This is a genomic window from Dysgonomonadaceae bacterium zrk40 (assembly GCA_016916535.1).
In the GTDB taxonomy this organism is placed as follows: Bacteria; Bacteroidota; Bacteroidia; order Bacteroidales; family Dysgonomonadaceae; genus Proteiniphilum.
Window position 1 is genome coordinate 278,883 of sequence record CP070276.1, and the last position, 19,428, is coordinate 298,310.

Genomic DNA, 19,428 nt, shown 5'->3' on the forward strand with positions numbered 1-19,428 from the left:
TGATCATTTGTGTGAGATTAGATTTAACCCCACGATTGACATGATTAAGGTACACAGGAAGACAATCTTTAACACCGATACCGGTTCTTTTAAAATAAATATTCCAGCCAGTACTGTGAATGTCGCACCCAATCCCGACCAGACAGCATATCCAACACTCACGTTGATGCCGTTGTCTATGGCCTTGTAGAGCATCAACATGCTCAATGAAACCGATCCTATAAAAACCAGTACCCATAAAATCATCTCCCTGCCGTTGGATACAGAAATTTTGGAGAGGCTGAACGCAAACAGAGCTTCAAACAACCCACCTATCAGTAACAAGATCCAGTTCATCATTTCAATCTTTACCTGCAAAGATAACAGATTATTGGTTGAGTATCCCCTTGATTATAATTTACGTTTAGTGTAATCCTATTTAAGAATTGAACACCTTTACCGCTCTGAGCGCCATTTAGGGGTGCTGTTCATAACTTGTTGATATCCTGTTCGTATGTTGTTCACAACAACAGCCAAAAATATTTGCTTATTCTGTGTCACTATTGTTATATTTGCAAACAACGATAACGAAACAATTCCGCATAAGGCGGTAAAAAAGTTATAGGAGTTCATTGACATTTTGTACACAACCGAAAAGAATTGCATTCAGGAGAAGAACGGACTTGTCCGATGAAGCTCCGTGTGTTTGTTGATGATGGCTTCCCGCTTTTTATCACTGCACAGGATGACAATTTTGCCACATGCACGTATCCGCTGCCTCTGCACATTGTATGCTCTCGGGCAACAGTGTTTTCAGCGAAAAAGCGTGATGGAACAGTGAAACAAATGGTAAAACGGATGTTTCATACCCCATTTCGTCCAGTTTAGACGGAGATCATCTTTCGGGTTCTCGGAATTTTTCAAGGTAATGATGAAGCCTGGTAAATGATTGACAGATACAAACAGGTCGTTGAAGAGTGATAGGCCGGTTTCGGGAAAAAGGATGTTCTACTACATCAACTCACCTCGTTCGCGGGGGAGAGGGAGATGGTAAGAATGTTCGGGGCTGAATACCCTTACACGAAAAACGCTTCTTGCATGCATTACCCAAAAGCAGGTTCGCCTGTTTGAAGTGAAGGCATTGCAGAAAAACGTTTGTGTATCTATTCTGCTTCACAGTTCGGAAAAAACGTATCAAACGATTGAATGTTATCGAAACGAATGATATTGTGACTTCCCTGGACAGCTTTAACAGCTTCAAACACTGTTCCAGATGTTTATCGAAGTATCTGTACTCTGAAGTATTTTGCCTGCAGCACGAAAAAGATAAACCTCCAAGTCTATTGGCTTCAAACTGCGTTTCTCAGAAACATGGCACACACGGCACTGCAACAGCAGTTTAACGATGTGACCGTTTGGTACAAGACGATTTGAACTCCTACCCACAAGAAGCCCCGGTCATCCGGGGCTTTTTTTTGCACTTAAGTGAGGCTCAGGATCATTTGGTGATCAGCAGCCAGCCTGCGCATGTTGAGGATGGCATAACGCATGCGGCCCAATGCCGTATTGATACTTACGCCCGTGATGTCAGCAATCTCCTTGAAGCTCAATTCTTCGTAATATCGCATCTCCACCACCTCGCGTTGCGTGTGGGGCAGGTGTTTCACCAGTTTCTTCACATCACTGTGTACCTGCCTTCTCACCAGTTCACCCTCCACAGTTTCTTCACAAAGGGTAGGATTGTTGAGCAGATCTATGCCCCATTCATCGTTTGAGAGGGTCTTCTCGTTCTTCTTCTGCCGGAAATAGTCGATCATCAGGTTATGTGCAATGCGCATCAGCCAGGAACGGAAACGACCGCTCTCGGTATAACGCCCTTGCCGGATGGTGGTGATGGCCTTGCAGAAGGTTTCCTGAAAGAAATCGTCCGCGAGATTCTTGTTTCGTACCGTGTAGAGGATATAACTGAATACCACCTGCTGGTGTCTCTCCAGTAACAGGTCAAACGCGTCATCGTTGCCACCGGCATACATGACGACCAACTCCTCATCGGTCATCGTGCTGAGAATATCCATAGCTTTACTGCTTCAATTGTTATGTGCAATGTTCGGAGTAAAGTGGACTTATAGGCAATCGATTTTAGCGTTTGTTATTTTTCAGTAACAAAGTAAAACAAAAAAGTGAGAACGAGCAACTCTGAATAGTTAAATGCGTAGCGGCATTGGCGAAACCATCAGACGTTGATCGATTATTTTAAAATTTAAGATGTTCTTTGCAAAGTTTGTTACCTTTGCAAACATAGTATTCATCTCAAAGCGTCAATTCTTATGAGACAGTTTTATTTCCCGCTGCTAATGCTGTTCATTTGCTCAACCCTGAATGCGCAGGATATCCCGGTGAAGCAGGACAGCCTCAAACTGGAGGGAGGAAAATCATCTGAGGTGACAATCGATTCATTGGCAATTGAACGCAACGAAACGGTGCCACTGCGGCTGCCCCGTCTCAATCCGGCAGAGAACCTGGCGCCGCAGTTCACCCCCTACGAGCGCCACAGGATTAGCCTGAAGAGGGAAAGAGGCTCCTCCCTGCTACCCCCTATTCATTGGTCCGGTGCCGCTTCCGATTTGATCAACACAAAAAGCCGCACCGCTGTTGCCAGCATGATGCCCGCACGCAACACGCTGATATATGGTGCTGCCACGCTGGGATTGGTGGAGACTCCTTACTTTGGCAAGGCTAATTACTACAACCTGAACGCAGGGGCAAGTTATCTCTTTTCACCACAACTCTCTCTGGGTGTGAGTGGCAGTTACCAATCCGACTTTGGCTACCTGCCCCACTGGAGCACGGGGCTGGATGCGAGCTACCAGATCAACAGGAATTTGATGTTCGAAGGTGGTCTCACCTACATGCAAACGGCAGGCAACATGTTAGGCCTTTCTCAGAACGCCGTGACGATGGATCTGCACGGTCGCTACCGGTTGAACGACGACTGGTTTCTGAACGCCTACGGCGGGATGCCGGTGATGCAGCAGAACAACCTTCCCGCAGCACCCATGATGCCGGTGATGAACACCCCCTACTACGGAGGGTCGGTGGAGCACTGGTTCAACTCAACCACCGGTGTGGAGGCGGGCGTCATCTGGATGCGTGACATGTTCAGCGGGAAGATGCGTCCCCAGCCCAAGCTGGAGCTGCTCTTCCGACCGGGCAGATAGGATGATCCGGAACGGCACACACAAAAGAGAGACTGTCTCAAAACAGAGGCAGTCTCTCTTTTGTGTAGAATATGCCTCATCCTGAAAATGTGTCTGTGTCTCGTCCTGTTTTTGGAAGCTTATCCTATATTCTAAGTTAATACCACCCTTATACCCACTCCAATAATTATTGGAGTGGGTATAAGGGTGCAATAAGGGTGCAATAAGGCTAGAGGCTCCGAGAACCCTTCAAGGAGGATTGGGTTGCGGTCTCAAATGGCCCGGTGGCTTCTATGTTTCTTTGTTTTGTACTAGTTAAAAAGAACGGTAAGTTCTCATTCCTACCAGTGATAATCTGCTACTTCCACCCAGTTTTTGGGGAAATGATTCCGCAAAACGATCCTGGAGGAAGAAGGTTTCGTTAGCCTGGAAAAAGTAAGAAAGAAAAAAAGGCCATCTCACTACAATTATGAGACGGCCTCTTTTTGTGTCATTAATGTGATTTATTACTCAGCAATTGCCGGCTTGTAGTAGGCCATATCCTCAATGCCCAGGCGGGTGATGAAGTTGTAATTCTTCACAACCTCCACCTCTCCATAATGGATATATACCTCCGCGCTGCGGCGGAAGAGGGCGGCATCCTTGTTTGCATCCTGCAGCAGCAGGTGGCCCATCACGAGGTGACCGGCGCACTCCACCAGACGGCGGGCGTGGAAATCGAGATAATCTTCCTCCTTCTGGTTGGTGACCAGCTCCACAAGCTTCTCGTACATCTCAGCCATCTGTTTCAGCACCTTTTTAAGCTGTTCCAGCTCGGGTGTCACCGGCATCGCTTCATACTCTTTGATGCGTTGCAAGTAGGTACCGGTGGTGACATGGCGGATGGCAGCCACCACCTGGAGTTGCGTGGTCCCTTCGTAGATGTTGGTGATGCGGGCATCGCGGTAAAGCCGCTCGCACTTGTAATCCTTCATGTAGCCTGAGCCTCCGTGCACCTGGATGGCATCATAGGCGTTCTGATTGGCATACTCGCTGCTCATAGCCTTGCCCAGCGGTGTGAAGGCATCGGCCAGGCGGGAGTAGCGTTTCATCTCTTCACGTTCTTCGGGAGTCAGCTTCCTTTCGCGAGCGATATCCTCGAGCGTTTTGTACATATCGACAAATCGACAAGTTTCATACAGCATGGTGCGCGATGCATCGGCCTTGGCACGCATGGTGGCCAGCATCTCATAGACCGGCGGGAACTCGATGATCGCCTTGCCGAATTGGCGGCGTTCCAACGCATAGCTGTTGGCTTCCCTTACAGCCGCTTCACAGAGACCTACCGACTGGGCGATGATGCCAAGGCGGGCACCATTCATCAGCGACATCACATACTTGATCAGACCCATGCGGCGTGTGCCCACCAGCTCCGCCTTCGCGTTCTTGAAGACCAGTTCGCAGGTGGGGGCTCCCTTGATTCCCATCTTGTTCTCGATGCGGCGTACGTTTACTCCGCCGTTTTTCTTGTCATAGACAAACATGGAGAGACCCCGGGCATCCTTGGTCCCCTCCTCTGAGCGTGCCAGCACCAAGTGGATGTCGGCATCGCCATTGGTGATGAACCGCTTCACCCCGTTCAGGTACCACTGCTTCTCCTCCTCGTTGTAGGATGCCTTGAGCATCACTGCCTGCAGGTCGGAACCGGCATCCGGCTCGGTGAGGTCCATCGACATGGTCTCCCCCTGTACGATGCGCGGCAGAAAACGCTCTTTCTGCTCATCCTCAGCAAACTCATAGATGGTCTCGCCGCAATCCTGCAGCATCCATATATTCTGGAAGCTGGCATCGGCACGGCTCACAATGTCGGCACTCATCATGTAGGGGACCATGGGGAAGTTGAGACCACCGAACCTGCGGCTCAGCCCCATCCCCATCAGCTCAGCCTTGTTGAGCGCATCGAGGTTCTGCTGCGTGGGGGCGGCATAGGTCACCCGTCCGTTCTCCACGGTGGGTCCACTGTGGTCCACCTCCTCGGCATTGGGTTCGATGATGTCGGCACAGATCTCGCCCACCACCTCCAGCACCTTGTCGTAGCTGTCCATGGCATCCTCGAAGTCCATCGGGGCGTAATCATACTTTTCCTTGTCTGCGTAGTTTCTCTCTTTCAGTTCCACGATCCTCTTCATCAGCGGATGTTGCAGGTGGTGACGGAACTGTGGTGTATCGGTATAAAAGTTGGCCATAATTGTTTTCTACTTGGTATTTTTCCTGTAATATTTGATCATCCTCGGGATCACGGTTTCAATGTCACCCGTGATGACATAATCGGCGATGGTGTTGATGGGTGCGTTGGGATCGTTGTTGATGGAGATGATCAGTGAACTCTCCTGCATGCCGGCGATATGTTGTATCTGACCGGAGATGCCGCAAGCGATGTAGAGTTTGGGACGAACGGTGACACCTGTCTGACCGATCTGACGTTCATGTCCGGCATAACCGGCATCAACGGCGGCACGGGAGGCTCCCACCTCGGCACCCAGCACGTCGGCAAGCTGATAGAGCAGGTCGAAGTTCTCCTTCGAACCTACGCCATAGCCACCGGAGACGATGATGGGCGCATTCTTGATGTTCACCTTCGATTTTTCGATGTGACGGTCGATGATGGCAACCACGTAGTCCTCCTCACTGACAAAGTCGGCCACCTGGTGTTCTACCACTTCTCCCTTGTAATAGGGATCGAGAATCTCCTTCTTCATCACCCCCTCGCGCACGGTGGCCATCTGTGGCCGGTGGTCGGGGTTGATGATCCAGGCTACGATGTTGCCGCCAAAGGCGGGACGGATCTGATAGAGCAGGTTTTCGTACACCTTACCCGCCTTCTTCTCTTCATGATCTCCGATCTCGAGCGAGGTACAGTCTGCCGTCAGTCCGCTGCCCAATGCTGATGAGACACGGGGACCCAGGTCGCGGCCGATGATGGTGGCACCCATCAGGCAGATCTGCGGTTGCTCCTGTTTGAACAGCTCGACCAGGATGGAGGTATGGGGTAATGTGGTGTAGGGGGAGAGGCGATCATCCCGGAAGATGTGCAGCCTGTCTACACCATAGGGAAAGACCTGTTCCGCTACACCCTCCGTTTGAGCAGCTGCAGCGATGGCTTCCAGGCGACAATTCAACTGTGTGGCCAGTGACCGTCCCTTGGTAAGGAGCTCCTGGCTCACCTCGGCCACCCTACCCTCTTCTATTTCCAGATATACAAATATATTGTTCATGTTCAATGTGTAATTGTGTTAACCAATAGTGTGATTTTCAATCAGTTCACGCATCAAATCGTCGATCTCGGCATCACTGCCCGAGAGCTGCTTGCTCTCTTTGGCCTGGAACACCACGTTCTCGATCTTCTTCACCTTGGTGGGAGAACCAGAGAGCCCGCACTGTTGGGGATCTGCATCGACATCAGCCACACTCCACTCGGTGAGGTTCAGATAGGGACGGCTGCTGTAGATATCGATGTAATCGATGTGTTCCACCTGTCGCTCGGTGATGGTTTTCGCATGCTTGTACTGCTGCAGCAGTTTGGCGTTACGCGGCCTGCAGGTTGCCGCAGAGCTGTTCACGGTAATCACTGCGGGAAGCGGACATTCCACCACTTCAACACCATGTTCCAGACGACGCTTCACCTTTATATGACCGGGGGTCACCTCTTCAATGGCTTCGGCATAGGTAATCTGGGGGATCCCCAGTTTCTCAGCAATCTGAGGTCCCACCTGGGCGGTATCGCCGTCAATGGCCTGTCGTCCGGAGATGATGAGATCGTAGTCTGCCAACTTGCGTACTGCCATGGAGAGGGCGTAGGAGGTGGCCAGTGTATCGGCACCGGCAAATGCTCTGTCGGTAAGCAGTACCCCGTCATCGGCACCGCGAAAGAGGCCTTCGCGCAAGATCTCCGCAGCCCGGCCGGGTCCCATGGTGAGCACTGTTATTTTACTGCCCGGATGGCGGTCTTTGATCTGCAGTGCCTGCTCAAGTGCGTTCAGGTCCTCAGGGTTAAAGATGGCGGGCAACGCCGCCCTGTTGACTGTTCCGTCGGCTTTCATCGCGTCCTTCCCCACATTGCGGGTATCGGGAACCTGCTTCGCCAACACAATAATGTTAAATGCCATGTTCTTCAATTGTTACGAAGTGTTTGTTTCAAAGAGAGCAACAAATATACACAAAAATGAATAATATGTGCTGTTTTCAGGCCATTTTTCAGAAATAAAAAAATGTTACCATTCATTAAACCAATGGGCGGCTCGTTAGTCAGAAAAATGCGAAAGATGCTATTCCGTAAAACATATCTGAATGATAAATGTTAATTAAGCAGATGCTCAACACAGAGAACACCATTCTATCATCAGCAAAAGAAGGGGAATAGCCGTATAGTCATTTGTATAAATTGAAAAACAGATATGAAACATCTCACACTGATTCTTACCCTCCTTTCCCTCATGTTGCTTGGCAGCTGTTCAGGGATCAAGTACCTTACAGTGGAAACCAGGGAGCCGGCACAGGTCACATTGCCTTCTGAAGTGCTTTCAATAGCCATTGTAAACAATGTGGTCAAACAACCCGATGAGGTTGGCCACACCATTCAGAAGATCGGACATTCCACAAGTGACAAGACAGAAGCATCAGCCGACAGCATGGCACTCTTTTATACAGAGGCACTGGCTCAGTTCTTAGAGGAAGAAGATTATTTTCACCGTGTACATTTTATAGCCGAGGGTCTGCGGAAAGACAACAATTTTTTCAGAGAAGAACCTCTGACTCCTGAGAAAATGAACGAGATTAGAAGTAGTACAGCTGCTCAAGCCGTGGTTTCACTCGACAAACTGATTCTTGAAACTCACACAAAGGAGCATTACCGTCAGCAGGGTTATAGCTACGGTCAGATGACTGGCAGGATCATATCGCTTATCAGGGTTTATCTGCCTACAATGGAGGGTAAGATACCGGTGGTGCACTTTAGCGACAGTCTTGTATGGGAAGGGTTTGACATACGTGACGACAAGGCATATGCTGAGTTGATGCTTCCATCGCGTGAAGAAGCGATGAAGCAGTTGGTTGTGCGGGCTGCTGAGAAAATGACCTATGTCTTTGCACCACATTGGGAGATGCAGGACAGGTGGTACTACACGCTTCCTTCCTCCTTGATGAGAGAAGGTGAGACTTATGCGAAAGCAGCCGACTGGCTTCTTGCAATTGAGAAATGGGAAGCATTTTACAACAGGAGTTCCAAAAAAACAGATCGGGCAAAGGCTGCCGCTAACATCGCGTTGGCCTACGAGATGCTGGATGAGATGCAGCAATCGTACGAGTGGGCAACAATCGCCAACGATTTATTCGTTGAATCCACTTCGCCCAATTCACTCGAACGGAGGAGATCCCTTCTCTACAAGAATGAGATTGCCAGGAGGATGAACACACTCAACCAGATCAACATGAACGAGATGTAAACAAACAATGATTGAAAGAGCGTTTTGCATGATAAAAGAGAGGTTTCCAGCCTCTCTTTTTCATTTTTTTGTTACCCGCTAGAAAAAAAAAGGAACAAACCTCATTGGTTCTCAAAAAAAAGATTACCTTTGCAACAGAATCTTCAACAGTACATTGACTCACTACTGTTATTCATTAGCTTTTATTTCAATTTAGATATATCCGGTCGTTTTGCCAAAGAATGAAATGGATCATCCGCATCCGTTGCGCAATTCTGACACAATTCTAACAACATTTCATACAGAAACCATAACGTATTTTTTAATCCAAATGGCTTATAATATCATTGAGCTCAATGAAAAGCTCACAACCGAATTGCGGGTACTTGCAAAAGAGATGGGCATCAGACGCCCCGACGCATACAAAAAAGAGGAACTGATTTACAAGATCCTGGATGAACAGGCAATAGCCGAAACCAAGAAACTGGGTCCTGAACCGGGTCCTAAACATGGCAGCAACGGCAGAAATCGTTCAGAGAACAGTCGCAATCAAAAGAGTAGAACTGCCGACAGAAAGACAGCGCCTGCAGCCAAGGGCTCCTCTACCCGGCAAAAGTCTAAACCTTCCAAAGCTTCATCAGGAGCACAACCAATTCAGACAGAGCAAAATGCCCCGACGAAGCAGGTTGCACAAAATGCTCCAACGAAGCAGGCTGCACAAAATACTCCCATGAAGCAGGCTGCACAAAATGCGCAGCCCAAAGCGCCGGAGAAGGCACCTTCTGCTGAAAAACAGCCCCAGGCCGAAAGACCGAGGTTAATCAAAAAAGAGGAGGTTAGTGTTAAAAAGACAGAAGAGCCAAAACAGGAAGAGCAAACTGTTGCAACTCCACAACAAACGGTCTCCGTCGACGCAGAAACAAAGAACACGGAGAAAGTTGCAACAAAGAGTGTAAGCACAGAAAAGAGTGCAAACACAGAAAAGAAAGAAGAATCAACAACTCCCTCACAGGCAAAAGCTCCTGAAAAACCAACCCAACTGGTCTTTCGCTCTTCCAAACATCGCAACGACGAGAAAAAGAGCACTCCCGCACCTGTGACACTCCCACCGGTAATCGCTGAAGACCCATCGGTAGAGGTAGCAACACCGGTCGAAAAGGAGACTCCTGTTTCAGGCGGTAAGATGTCACTGCAGGATCTGATTGCTCCTTCACCACTGCAAGCAAAACAACAAGCATCTCAAGGAAAAGGGCACAATCAGGGACAACCTCAGCAACAACGGGAACAGCAGAAAGAAAAAGAGAAGGAGCCTGTCTACGATTTCGACGGCATACTCACCGCTACTGGCGTACTGGAGATTATGCCCGACGGCTATGGCTTCCTCCGTTCCTCCGACTACAATTATATGTCTTCTCCCGATGACATTTATGTATCGCAATCGCAGATCCGTCTCTTTGGTCTGAAAACAGGCGATGTGGTAGAAGGCCCTATTCGCCCTCCAAAGGAGGGTGAAAAGTTCTTCCCGCTGGTGAAGGTGGACAACATCAACGGCCGCAAGCCGGACGATGTGAGAGACCGGGTACCGTTTGATCACCTGAAACCGCTTTTCCCCGACGAGAAGTTCAACCTCACAAAGGGACACAACGACAACCTCTCCTGCCGCGTAGTGGATATGTTCTCCCCCATCGGCAAGGGACAGCGTGGGTTGATCGTGGCGCAACCCAAGACCGGTAAGACAATGCTCCTCAAGGATATCGCCAACGCAATTGCCGACAATCACCCTGAGGTATACATGATCATACTGCTCATTGACGAGCGACCCGAAGAGGTGACCGACATGGAGCGGAGCGTGAACGCCGAGGTGATCGCCTCCACTTTCGATGAACCTGCCGACCGCCACGTGAAGATTGCCGAGATCGTGCTCAACAAAGCACGCCGCCTGGTGGAATGCGGTCACGACGTGGTGATCCTGCTCGACTCCATCACCCGCCTGGCACGTGCCTACAACACCGTACAACCTGCATCCGGCAAGGTGCTCTCTGGAGGTGTTGATGCCAACGCACTGCACAAGCCCAAGCGCTTCTTTGGTGCCGCCCGTAACATTGAGCATGGCGGCTCACTCACCATCATCGCCACGGCACTTACCGAAACGGGATCCAAGATGGATGATGTGATCTTCGAAGAGTTCAAGGGTACCGGTAACATGGAGCTGCAGCTCGACCGCAGGCTCTCCAACAAGCGAATTTTCCCCTCGGTCGACATCATCGCTTCCAGTACGCGGCGTGACGATCTTTTGCTTTCGGAAGAGACACTCAACCGGATGTGGGTACTACGCAACTTCCTCTCCGACATGAACTCGGTAGAAGCGATGGAGTTCCTGCTGAACCGCTTGAGACGAACCTCCAGCAACGAGGAGTTCCTGATCTCAATGAACGATTGACAATAATATCAACTGACTCCGCATCTGTGGAGAAAGATATGGACAAAAACGCAACGCAGCGGTCACTATTAAGTGCCGCTGCGTTTTTATTACCCAAAAACTGTCACAAAAATATCTTATCAATCAGGTGATGTCATAACCATATCTCGTCAGGATACATCACATCCTCCAGGAAGAGGGCATGTCCCGGCACCGAGTCACCGGCCACATTGCGGTCTCGGGCTTCTATGATCCGGCGGAAGCCACGCTCATCCAATCTTCCCCTGCCCGCTTCGAGCAGCGTGCCGATGATGGCACGTACCATGTTGCGCAAAAACCGGTCGGCGGTAATGGTAAAAATATAGTGATCCTCCTTCTTGATCCATCCTGCTTTGGTTATCCGACAGATATTGGTCTTCACGTCGGTATGCAACTTGCTGAAGCTGGTAAAATCGTCATACTCCTTCAATACTTCACACAATACATTCATCTTTTCCAGATCGGGATTGAAATGAACCCTGTAAGTCATTTCATGTTGAAAGGGATCCTTTCGGGTGGTGAGATGGTAGCTGTAGGTGCGTGAAAGGGCACTGAACCGTGCATGTGCATCAGCAATAACCGGACGGATTTCCTGCACAGCAATATCTTTCGGAAGGAAATTGTTGAGTTTGTGAACCAGATCTGCTTCACCAAATGAATCTCCCTCCCAGTCGAAATGGGCAATCATCTTGCGGGCATGTACCCCCGCATCTGTTCTACCTGCACCGGTGATCACCGTCTCGTGGCGCAGGATGACTGATAGTGATTCCTGCAGCACCTGCTGAACACTTGTACCGTTGGGCTGGACCTGCCAGCCCACGTAATTACTTCCATTGTATGAGAGGGTGATAAAAAAGCGAGGCATCGTTCGTGTTACAAGAAAGGATGTTTACTTCAGTATGTAAAAGATATTTTTCTGATTCCTTGACGTAGAAACAAGTCCTAAAGTACGCTCTTTGCTCTTGGTTACATGTGAGATATAAAACGCATCTCTGATGACTCTTTCAGAATGATCCTTTTCGTTAACGATGGTCAGATAACTCCGAAACACCAGAGGTGAGTCCTCTTTCGTAAACTGAGCTCTCTTCACAATAGAAACACCAATGTATCCTTTTTCGAAAGAGGATTTGGGTATAGAATTAAGATTAAAAATCTGAGACAGAGCAATGGGAGTATAAGTTGTTTTTTCACCTGGTGGGATAAACAATCTCTCATTTGGGAGCTCGACCTTTCCGCTGAAGGATCCGGTAGAAACGTAGGCATTGTTTTGACTACTCATGCTTCCGCTAATTCTACCACGGTTGACATCCTGATACACTTTATCATCCACACTAACCACCGATTTGTTCCAATCCACACTGATCGGATCATCCGAACGGTTTTCAATCTGATAGACAAACTCTCCGTTACGATCACTGAATGAATAGGTAACCACAACAGTTGTATCATTGTGAATAAAGCTACCATCCTCAGCCTGAACCAAGGTATCATTGTATGCGTTCACATTGGAGTAATAATAAGTGGAACAACCTGATAGGGCAAAAACCATCAGTAACAAAGAGAATGAATGTTTCATATCTTTATCTTATCCGTTTAACCCCTTGAGACGAATTTTTGTTAATACCTGCTTGGTGTTGAGCGGGAAATCGCCCTCCATCATCCAGGAATAGTAGCTAGGCTCTTTGGCCAACACTTCCATAACCGGCTTTCCCCTGTGTTTGCCAAAGTTGAACACCTCTACACCCTTGTCGTTGTAAATGATTCTGCCGGCAAAATCGACATTGTTGTTAAAGCTGGAATACTCTTTCGAAAGGGATTCCACATCGTTTGTAAGATCGGGATAACGGTCCAGTTGTGATTTGAGCACCTCATAGGTGGCAATGGTGTCTGCTTCTGCCGAGTGGGCATCATCGAGCTTCTTGTTACAGTAAAAGGCGTAGGCGGCCTCCAGGGTGCGTTGTTCCTTTTTGTGAAAAATGATCTGCACATCCACAAACTTTCGTTTGCTCATATCAAAGTCAACTCCTGCACGCAAGAACTCCTCTGCCAGCAATGGCACATCGAAGCGGCTCGAGTTGAACCCGGCAAGATCACATCCCTCCAGCTGTTCAGCCAGTGAGCGAGCCACCTGTTTGAAAGTGGGGCAATCCTTCACATCCTCATCGGTGATACCATGAATGGCTGTTGCCTGTGGCGGGATGGGCATCTCAGGGTTAATGCGGCGCGATTTGATCTCTTCTTTGCCGTTGGGATGAACTTTCAGAAAAGAGATCTCAACGATACGGTCGTGTGTGATGTTGATCCCTGTTGTTTCAAGGTCGAAGAAAACAATTGGATTTTTGAGGTTTAACTGCATCATCAACAATTTAATCGTTCAACATCATGGGCATCAGCAGCGTCAGCATCTCCTCATTCTCTTCTTTCTCTACTGGAAGAATCAACCCTGCCCGCGAAGGATCAGAGAGTTCAATCCGCACATCGGAAGAGGGGATGTTGTTGAGGATGTCAATCAGGAATGCAGCCTTGAACCCGATGTTCATCACATTCCCTTCGTAAGCGCAGGGAATCATCTCCTCCGCAGCGGTGAGGAAATCAATGTCCTGTGCAGAAACAACAATCTTCTCTTCCGAAAGCTGGAATTTCACCAGACTGCTGGCAGGATTGGAGAAGACTGCGACACGCTTGAGCGCATTGAGCAAAGCCAACCGGTCGAGAATAAATTGATTGGGGTTGTTTTGCGGGATTACGGAGTTGTAGTTGGGATAACGCCCCTCAACAAAGCGACATACCATCTTGTATTCGCTCATGGTGATATAGGCATTGTTCTCGTCGAAGCGTATTTCAACCTGGCCGCTCTCCTTGGGGAGGAGGGCTTTGAGCAGGTTCGCAGGTTTCTTGGGCAGGATAAAGGAGGAACGTCCCTCACCTTTCGCCTCAGTTGTGGTAACCCGAACAAGCTTGTGTCCGTCAGATGCCACAAATGTGAGGTCATCGGCTGTGATATCGAAATAGATACCGTTCATCACGGGACGTAACTCATCATCGGCAGTGGCGAAGACAGTACGGTTGATGCCGGAAAAGAGGGTATCAGCCTCCAGTGTGATTGTCATGAAATCTTCCTTCAGCGGTTTCGGCTCGGGATACTCATCTCCCTTCAATCCCACAAAGTTGTATTTACCATTGTGATAGTAGATAAACACCTCCAGCGTTTCGTCGTTGATATCAATTGTCAACGGCTGATCAGGCAGTTCACGCAAGGGGTCCAGCAGGTTGCGGGCATTGATAGCCAGGCTACCCTCACCTTCGGCACTGTTCACTTCAACGGTTGTTTCCAGCCTTGTTTCATTGTCGGCAGCCGTGAGTGAAAGCATGTTGCCCTTCAGGTCCAGGAGAAAACAGTCCAGTATGGGTAGGGTATTCTTGGAGTTGATCACCCTGCTGATGGCTTGCAGGTGATTCAGCAATGTTGCGCTAGATACTACAAATTTCATGATGCTATTTTTTTTGAACAAATATAGGAAATAATCTTGGAGCGGAACTCATTTTCCATATTAAATTTAACGTTCATAGGTCAGAAGTCAGCTACAGGTGATAAGCCCTATGCTTTGTTTCGCGGATGGTGTTCAATAATCTCTTGCCGAAGAAAGTTGCGGTCAAGGTGGGTATAGATCTCGGTGGTGGTGATCTTCTCGTGTCCCAGCATCTCCTGAATCACCCTTATGTTGGCACCCCTCTCCAAAAGATGAGTGGCAAAAGAGTGGCGCAACACGTGCGGACTGATTACCTTCTTCAGTTCTGCCATCTCAGCAAACAGTCTCAGATAATAAAATATGGTGATACGGGAGATGGCTTTGCCACGGGAACTGATAAACACAACATCCTCATGTCCCTTTTTGATGTCGATCTGGGAACGGTATGGAAGCCAGTTGCGAATAGCTTGCAGCGCCGAGTCAGAGATAGGTACAAGCCGTTGCTTGCTCCCTTTACCCTCCACACGGATGAACCCCTCATCGGAGTATAGATCTGAAAAACGAAGGTTGGTCAGTTCAGAGATCCGCAAACCGCAACTGTAAAGTGTTTCGATGATGGCATAATTGCGTGTACCTTCGGCAGTTGACAGATCAATCACGCCAAGGAGTTTGTCGATTTCTTCCACGGTGAGCACCACTGGCAGCTTCAGTCCAATCTTGGGTGTCTCCAACAACTCTGCGGGATTGTCTTCACGGAACTGATCCATCAACAAAAAACGAAAGAAAGATTTCATTCCCGAAATGGTACGGGCAATTGAACGTGGCGCGATGCCACTCTTGTAGAGTTGGGCCAGGAATAATTCCAGATGATGCTGTTCAATGTTGATGAAACTAAGATCCTGTTCATCAACAAAAACAATCAGCTTCTGAAGGTCGCTCATGTAGGCCTCGATGGTGTGAGGTGAAAGACCTTTCTCCAGCAGGAGGTGTCGTCGGTAAGATGCAATGATTGATGGTTGTGTCATTGTTTAATCGACAGATAACTTTTCCACCATCACAGAAGCTTCTACCACGCTTTCTTTCAACATATCCAGCAACTCATCTGTCTCCTGTTTGGAAAGATTCTTTTTCTTTTCAAGCTGTTGCAAATAGAAGACAACCATCTTGTTACGCATCATCCGATATAGCGGTAACATTTTATGTGACAGTTTCGAGGCCGCATTGGTATCGTTGTCCTCCAGATAGCGTTTCAGCTCTTCAATGTTGTCGCTTGTCTCATCGATAAACGACTGAAGAATGGCCTTTGAAACGACAGGATCATCCTTCACAAAATCAATCAAGGTGGAAACACCTGTAAGATGGTTCGATGTATGTATCTCTGGGATTGTCAGGTTTTCTTCAATACCCGGCAAATAGGCAAAAATGGTTTCACGCAACTCATTCAAGGTGAATGGCTTTCCCAAAAAGCCGCTGAAGCCGGCATCGCGAAAATCAGCATCTGTTATTTCCGCCTGAGCAGTGAGTGCTATGAGTGGTATCTCATTATCCTGCAAGGCTGCCTTCACCTTCTCCAGCACCGTAAATCCATTGGTGTGCGGCATTTGTATATCGATGAAAATGATGTTGAATGAATGATTTTTCAAATGAGGAATAACCTTCTCCATATCCCGCTCAGTGATACAATCCATACCCAACTTCTGCAACATCTCAGAGATCATTGTCAGTTGAACGACATCGTCATCGACAACCAGGACGGATGGCTTCACCTGAAGGCTTGTAGGCGATACATCAGTCAAATTCTCCTGTGAAGGAATATTGTTTTTAAGCGGCAGACCAATGATAAATGTCGATCCCTTTCCTATTTCAGAGATTAGTTCAATCTCTCCCCCCAGCACATCCACAAATCCTTTTGTGATGGCAAGCCCAAGGCCGCTCCCCTCTATCGGCTCACTTTTTTCGCCATGTGAGTCAAGTTGTTGAAACTCCCTGAAAATAAGTTGCTGATCTGTTTCTTTGATTCCCTCTCCGGTGTCCGATACAGTAAAAATGAACCAATCGGATTGCTCCCTGATCTCTTCCTGCATCACTACCGATATTTCACCATGCATGGTATACTTGATGGCATTTGAGAGTAAATTTCCCATGATTTGTCTGATCACGTAAAGATCACCAAATCGATAACTCTTCTCGGGAATCCTGTTTTCAACGGTATACATCAATTCTTTCTGCATTGCCAATGGCCGGAAGCTCTCCACAGTCTCTTCAGTCAGCGTGTGCAGGTCAAAACGGCTTTCTTTCAGTTGCCACCTCCCCGACTCAATGCGATGGTAATCCAACAATGTAGATACGAGGCGCAGTACATGCTCACCCGAATGTTTCATGTGATATAGAAAACGCCCCCTCTTTACCGGGTCCTCTTCCTCCTCAATTAGCTCCACGTAGCCCATGATGGAGCTCATTGGCGCCTTGATGTCGTGCGAGATGGTGAGCATCAGCTTCTCACGCGCGGCAAGCAGATCTGAAATTCGTTTATGGGATTGCTCCAGCTCCCTGCGGTATCGACGACTTTTGTTCAGATCAATCAGAAACAGGAGTCCAAAGAGCAGGGCTATCAATACAGCCAAAGTGGAAGCAATTAAAAGCGTCTGCTGTGAACTGCTGATCGCCTTTTGTCGGTCCATCACCAATCGGATCGACTTCGCTCTCTCCTCCTGTTCAACACTCTTCAACAGTCCGTCTATCCGCGCGGTCAGCATGCGGTTGGTCACGCTTGCCACTTCCAGTTGTTGCAGAAACTCCAACTCCAGCTGTTTGTAACGTTTCAGATCCAGCTTCTCAGAGGTACGGATCTTGTTGATCAGCGTGTCTACCATCACCTTGAACTGATTGGCAGTGACCACCGATTGCTTTTCTATCACCAGGGTGGAGTCTTCTGAGGCAACAAAGACGTTGCGTACTCTTTCCATGAAACCTTTACGCTCTCCCTTCACCACACTGGTGTCGCTATTCTGTTCGAGTGAGGGATTCATATTTCTGCTGGTCAGATACCTGGTTATTTCCCTGTTGAGGGCAGGTGGCACATAACTGCTCTCCATTGTGGTTGTGATTTCGGGGGCAGTACGCATCGAATCGAGCAACATGGCAGCCTTTTCCAGGATATCCCGCTTCTGATTGACCAGCATAATGATGCTATCTAACTTATTGATTCGCAAGGAATCTTCACTCATCATTTTCAGCGAATCGAGTCCTTTTGCAATCTGCGGAACGATTGAATCATATTTCCGGAAATAAGCCGTGGCATTTTCAGCGGTGAACAGGTTCTGTTCACTTTCAATTTCATACAACCTGGAAAGTGTGTTGCCGACAATCAGCAACTCACGATGCTCTTCATTTTTAATCCTGCTGTCGGAGAAGGCTACCAGGTTTCGGTACAAGATAAAGAGTCCGGCAAGCATAACCATCACAATCAGCAGGTAGCCTGCGATTACCTTGAAACCAGTTTTTGGTGCTACATCATTTTTCATGGCGAGAATCCTTATCCATGCATTGGTCTAATTTGATATGTCGTAAAGCTTCATTTTGTTGTAAAGTGTCTTCCGGTCAATGTTAAGAATGGAGGCAGCCATGGTCTTGTTCCCTTTGGCAAGTTGAAGCGCTTCCATAATTTTCTCCTTTTCGTAGTTCTCTTTCCGCAGTTTGTACATCGAACTGATTGGTTGAGAGACCTGTTCTTTTTTGGTCTCAGTTTTGCCAAACAATTCCGGTACAAGTGCTGTAGTAATCCGGTTACCATCAGTCAGCAACACCGCTTTCAATATCGTGTTCTTCAATTCCTGGATATTCCCTTTCCAGGAATACCCATAGAAATGTTGCATCATCCCCGGTTCAATTCCTTCTATCTCCTTGTTCAGAATATAATTGGAGAATGTGAGAAAATGGTTTGTAAATGCATCAATCACCTCTCTCTCACCTCTCAGATTGGGGAGTACTACACTACTCTTCTCGAGAAGTGTATACAGCTTGGGAATCAACAATCTCTGCAGTTCTTCTTTCTTCTTCTCCGAACTGATCACTACCTGTACAAAATCATCATCCCGGCATTGACGGGTAAGAATGCTCAACAGTTCGTTTTGTTGATTCAGATCCAGTAACTCTGCATTGCGGATGTGCAGAATACCTCCACGCGCCTCACCAAATCGTTCCATCAGCAATGATGCATCGTCGGAAGATCCTGTGAAATGACGTCTCAGTTCACTGTCACTTTCAATCTGCTCCATATCAATGACCACCAGCGGCCTGCTCAGATCGTATCCCTTGTCGTGTAAGTATCTCACCACCGATGATTTACCAGTGCCACTGTTCCCTGAGATCAGCAGATGACTTTTCGTTTCCACCACGTTGTCCAGATATTGCAACAACTCGGCATATCTCTTACCCGGCGGCTTGATCATCTCATTGCATCGGATCTCTTTCCGTTGCCTGTTCAACTGCGTTTGGAAGGCCTCATCGATTTTCTGAAAGAGTTGTTCAGGTTCAATGGGTTTTGATATATAGTCTGATGCACCTGATTTCATCGATGCAATGGCCGATTCAATATCTGCATAACCGGTCATCATGATTACCAGTATCTCGGAATCGAATTTTTTTACCCACGATAAAAAAGTGAAGCCGTCAACATCGGGCATTTTAATGTCAACCAGGATCAAGTCGAAAGGCTGATCACGCACCAATTGCTTGGCAGTATTCACATCTGAAGCTGTTTCGGCATGGTATCCTTTCTTCACCAACCATGACTTCAGCATCAGACAAACAGTCAGATTGTCATCTACAACTAGAAAATTTCTCTTCATCTCATACATAAAATA

General features: G+C 48.0%; 15 protein-coding genes. 3 read left to right on the forward strand and 12 right to left on the reverse strand.

The window, feature by feature from the left end; translation table 11 throughout:
• Positions 1-3 precede the first annotated feature (3 nt).
• The gene (locus JS578_01195) at positions 4-339 is read right to left on the reverse strand and encodes a QacE family quaternary ammonium compound efflux SMR transporter (protein ID QRX63913.1); all 336 of its coding nucleotides are present in this window, start codon (positions 337-339) and stop codon (positions 4-6) included.
• A gap of 1,121 nt (positions 340-1,460) precedes the next feature.
• The gene (locus JS578_01200; protein ID QRX63914.1) at positions 1,461-2,054 is read right to left on the reverse strand and encodes a sigma-70 family RNA polymerase sigma factor; all 594 of its coding nucleotides are present in this window, start codon (positions 2,052-2,054) and stop codon (positions 1,461-1,463) included.
• Positions 2,055-2,306: 252 nt separating this feature from the next.
• Here JS578_01200 and JS578_01205 point away from each other — a divergent pair, with 252 nt between their 5' ends.
• Entirely contained in the window at positions 2,307-3,197 is an 891-nt protein-coding gene (locus JS578_01205) for a hypothetical protein (protein ID QRX63915.1), read from the forward strand.
• Between the two features lie 485 nt (positions 3,198-3,682).
• Here the strand turns inward: JS578_01205 and JS578_01210 are convergent, their stop codons facing one another.
• From JS578_01210 to JS578_01220, 3 genes are read right to left on the reverse strand one after another with little or no spacing between them, the layout of a single operon-like run.
• Positions 3,683-5,401 carry an acyl-CoA dehydrogenase family protein gene (locus JS578_01210; protein ID QRX63916.1) on the reverse strand — a complete coding sequence of 573 codons (1,719 nt, stop codon included), beginning with the start codon at positions 5,399-5,401 and terminating at the stop codon, positions 3,683-3,685.
• A gap of 9 nt (positions 5,402-5,410) precedes the next feature.
• Positions 5,411-6,430, reverse strand: coding sequence for an electron transfer flavoprotein subunit alpha/FixB family protein (locus JS578_01215; protein ID QRX63917.1), 1,020 nt, complete (start codon positions 6,428-6,430; stop codon positions 5,411-5,413).
• Positions 6,431-6,448: 18 nt separating this feature from the next.
• A complete protein-coding gene (locus JS578_01220) occupies positions 6,449-7,321 on the reverse strand; it encodes an electron transfer flavoprotein subunit beta/FixA family protein (protein ID QRX63918.1) in 873 nt (290 codons plus the stop codon).
• 288 nt (positions 7,322-7,609) lie between these two features.
• Here JS578_01220 and JS578_01225 point away from each other — a divergent pair, with 288 nt between their 5' ends.
• Positions 7,610-8,656, forward strand: coding sequence for a hypothetical protein (locus tag JS578_01225; protein QRX63919.1), 1,047 nt, complete (start codon positions 7,610-7,612; stop codon positions 8,654-8,656).
• A gap of 310 nt (positions 8,657-8,966) precedes the next feature.
• On the forward strand, positions 8,967-11,075 hold the full coding sequence (gene rho, locus JS578_01230) for a transcription termination factor Rho (GenBank protein QRX63920.1): 2,109 nt from the start codon (positions 8,967-8,969) through the stop codon (positions 11,073-11,075).
• Positions 11,076-11,208: 133 nt separating this feature from the next.
• Here rho and truA read toward each other — a convergent pair whose 3' ends face one another.
• The 7 genes from truA to JS578_01265 form a co-directional block, all read right to left on the reverse strand.
• Positions 11,209-11,958, reverse strand: a complete 750-nt coding sequence (gene truA, locus JS578_01235; GenBank protein QRX63921.1) for a tRNA pseudouridine(38-40) synthase TruA — start codon at positions 11,956-11,958, stop codon at positions 11,209-11,211.
• A 24-nt stretch (positions 11,959-11,982) separates the two neighbouring features.
• Positions 11,983-12,669 (reverse strand): hypothetical protein, encoded by a 687-nt coding sequence (locus tag JS578_01240; GenBank protein ID QRX63922.1) that lies wholly within the window; start codon positions 12,667-12,669, stop codon positions 11,983-11,985.
• A 9-nt stretch (positions 12,670-12,678) separates the two neighbouring features.
• On the reverse strand, positions 12,679-13,449 hold the full coding sequence (locus JS578_01245; protein QRX64876.1) for a 3'-5' exonuclease: 771 nt from the start codon (positions 13,447-13,449) through the stop codon (positions 12,679-12,681).
• A gap of 10 nt (positions 13,450-13,459) precedes the next feature.
• Positions 13,460-14,584 carry a DNA polymerase III subunit beta gene (gene dnaN / locus JS578_01250; protein ID QRX63923.1) on the reverse strand — a complete coding sequence of 375 codons (1,125 nt, stop codon included), beginning with the start codon at positions 14,582-14,584 and terminating at the stop codon, positions 13,460-13,462.
• Between the two features lie 107 nt (positions 14,585-14,691).
• Complete coding sequence (xerD, locus tag JS578_01255) at positions 14,692-15,588, reverse strand: site-specific tyrosine recombinase XerD (GenBank protein ID QRX63924.1); 897 nt, start codon at positions 15,586-15,588, stop codon at positions 14,692-14,694.
• Between the two features lie 3 nt (positions 15,589-15,591).
• Positions 15,592-18,087: a response regulator gene (locus tag JS578_01260; GenBank protein QRX63925.1), complete on the reverse strand. Its 2,496-nt coding sequence runs from the start codon at positions 18,085-18,087 to the stop codon at positions 15,592-15,594.
• 27 nt (positions 18,088-18,114) lie between these two features.
• Positions 18,115-19,413 (reverse strand): sigma-54-dependent Fis family transcriptional regulator, encoded by a 1,299-nt coding sequence (locus JS578_01265; protein QRX63926.1) that lies wholly within the window; start codon positions 19,411-19,413, stop codon positions 18,115-18,117.
• Positions 19,414-19,428 lie beyond the last annotated feature (15 nt).

Excerpts from the sequence above, each read along its gene's own strand:
- JS578_01195 (QRX63913.1), bottom strand. The coding sequence starts at position 339 with ATGATGAACTGGATCTTGTTACTGATAGGTGGGTTGTTTGAAGCTCTG.
- JS578_01265 (QRX63926.1), bottom strand. The coding sequence starts at position 19,413 with ATGAAGAGAAATTTTCTAGTTGTAGATGACAATCTGACTGTTTGTCTG.
- dnaN (QRX63923.1), bottom strand. The coding sequence starts at position 14,584 with ATGAAATTTGTAGTATCTAGCGCAACATTGCTGAATCACCTGCAAGCC.
- JS578_01220 (QRX63918.1), bottom strand. The coding sequence starts at position 7,321 with ATGGCATTTAACATTATTGTGTTGGCGAAGCAGGTTCCCGATACCCGC.
- rho (QRX63920.1), top strand. The coding sequence starts at position 8,967 with ATGGCTTATAATATCATTGAGCTCAATGAAAAGCTCACAACCGAATTG.
- JS578_01245 (QRX64876.1), bottom strand. The coding sequence starts at position 13,449 with ATGCAGTTAAACCTCAAAAATCCAATTGTTTTCTTCGACCTTGAAACA.
- truA (QRX63921.1), bottom strand. The coding sequence starts at position 11,958 with ATGCCTCGCTTTTTTATCACCCTCTCATACAATGGAAGTAATTACGTG.
- JS578_01205 (QRX63915.1), top strand. The coding sequence starts at position 2,307 with ATGAGACAGTTTTATTTCCCGCTGCTAATGCTGTTCATTTGCTCAACC.
- JS578_01200 (QRX63914.1), bottom strand. The coding sequence starts at position 2,054 with ATGGATATTCTCAGCACGATGACCGATGAGGAGTTGGTCGTCATGTAT.
- xerD (QRX63924.1), bottom strand. The coding sequence starts at position 15,588 with ATGACACAACCATCAATCATTGCATCTTACCGACGACACCTCCTGCTG.
- JS578_01215 (QRX63917.1), bottom strand. The coding sequence starts at position 6,430 with ATGAACAATATATTTGTATATCTGGAAATAGAAGAGGGTAGGGTGGCC.
- JS578_01240 (QRX63922.1), bottom strand. The coding sequence starts at position 12,669 with ATGAAACATTCATTCTCTTTGTTACTGATGGTTTTTGCCCTATCAGGT.
- JS578_01210 (QRX63916.1), bottom strand. The coding sequence starts at position 5,401 with ATGGCCAACTTTTATACCGATACACCACAGTTCCGTCACCACCTGCAA.
- JS578_01260 (QRX63925.1), bottom strand. The coding sequence starts at position 18,087 with ATGAAAAATGATGTAGCACCAAAAACTGGTTTCAAGGTAATCGCAGGC.
- JS578_01225 (QRX63919.1), top strand. The coding sequence starts at position 7,610 with ATGAAACATCTCACACTGATTCTTACCCTCCTTTCCCTCATGTTGCTT.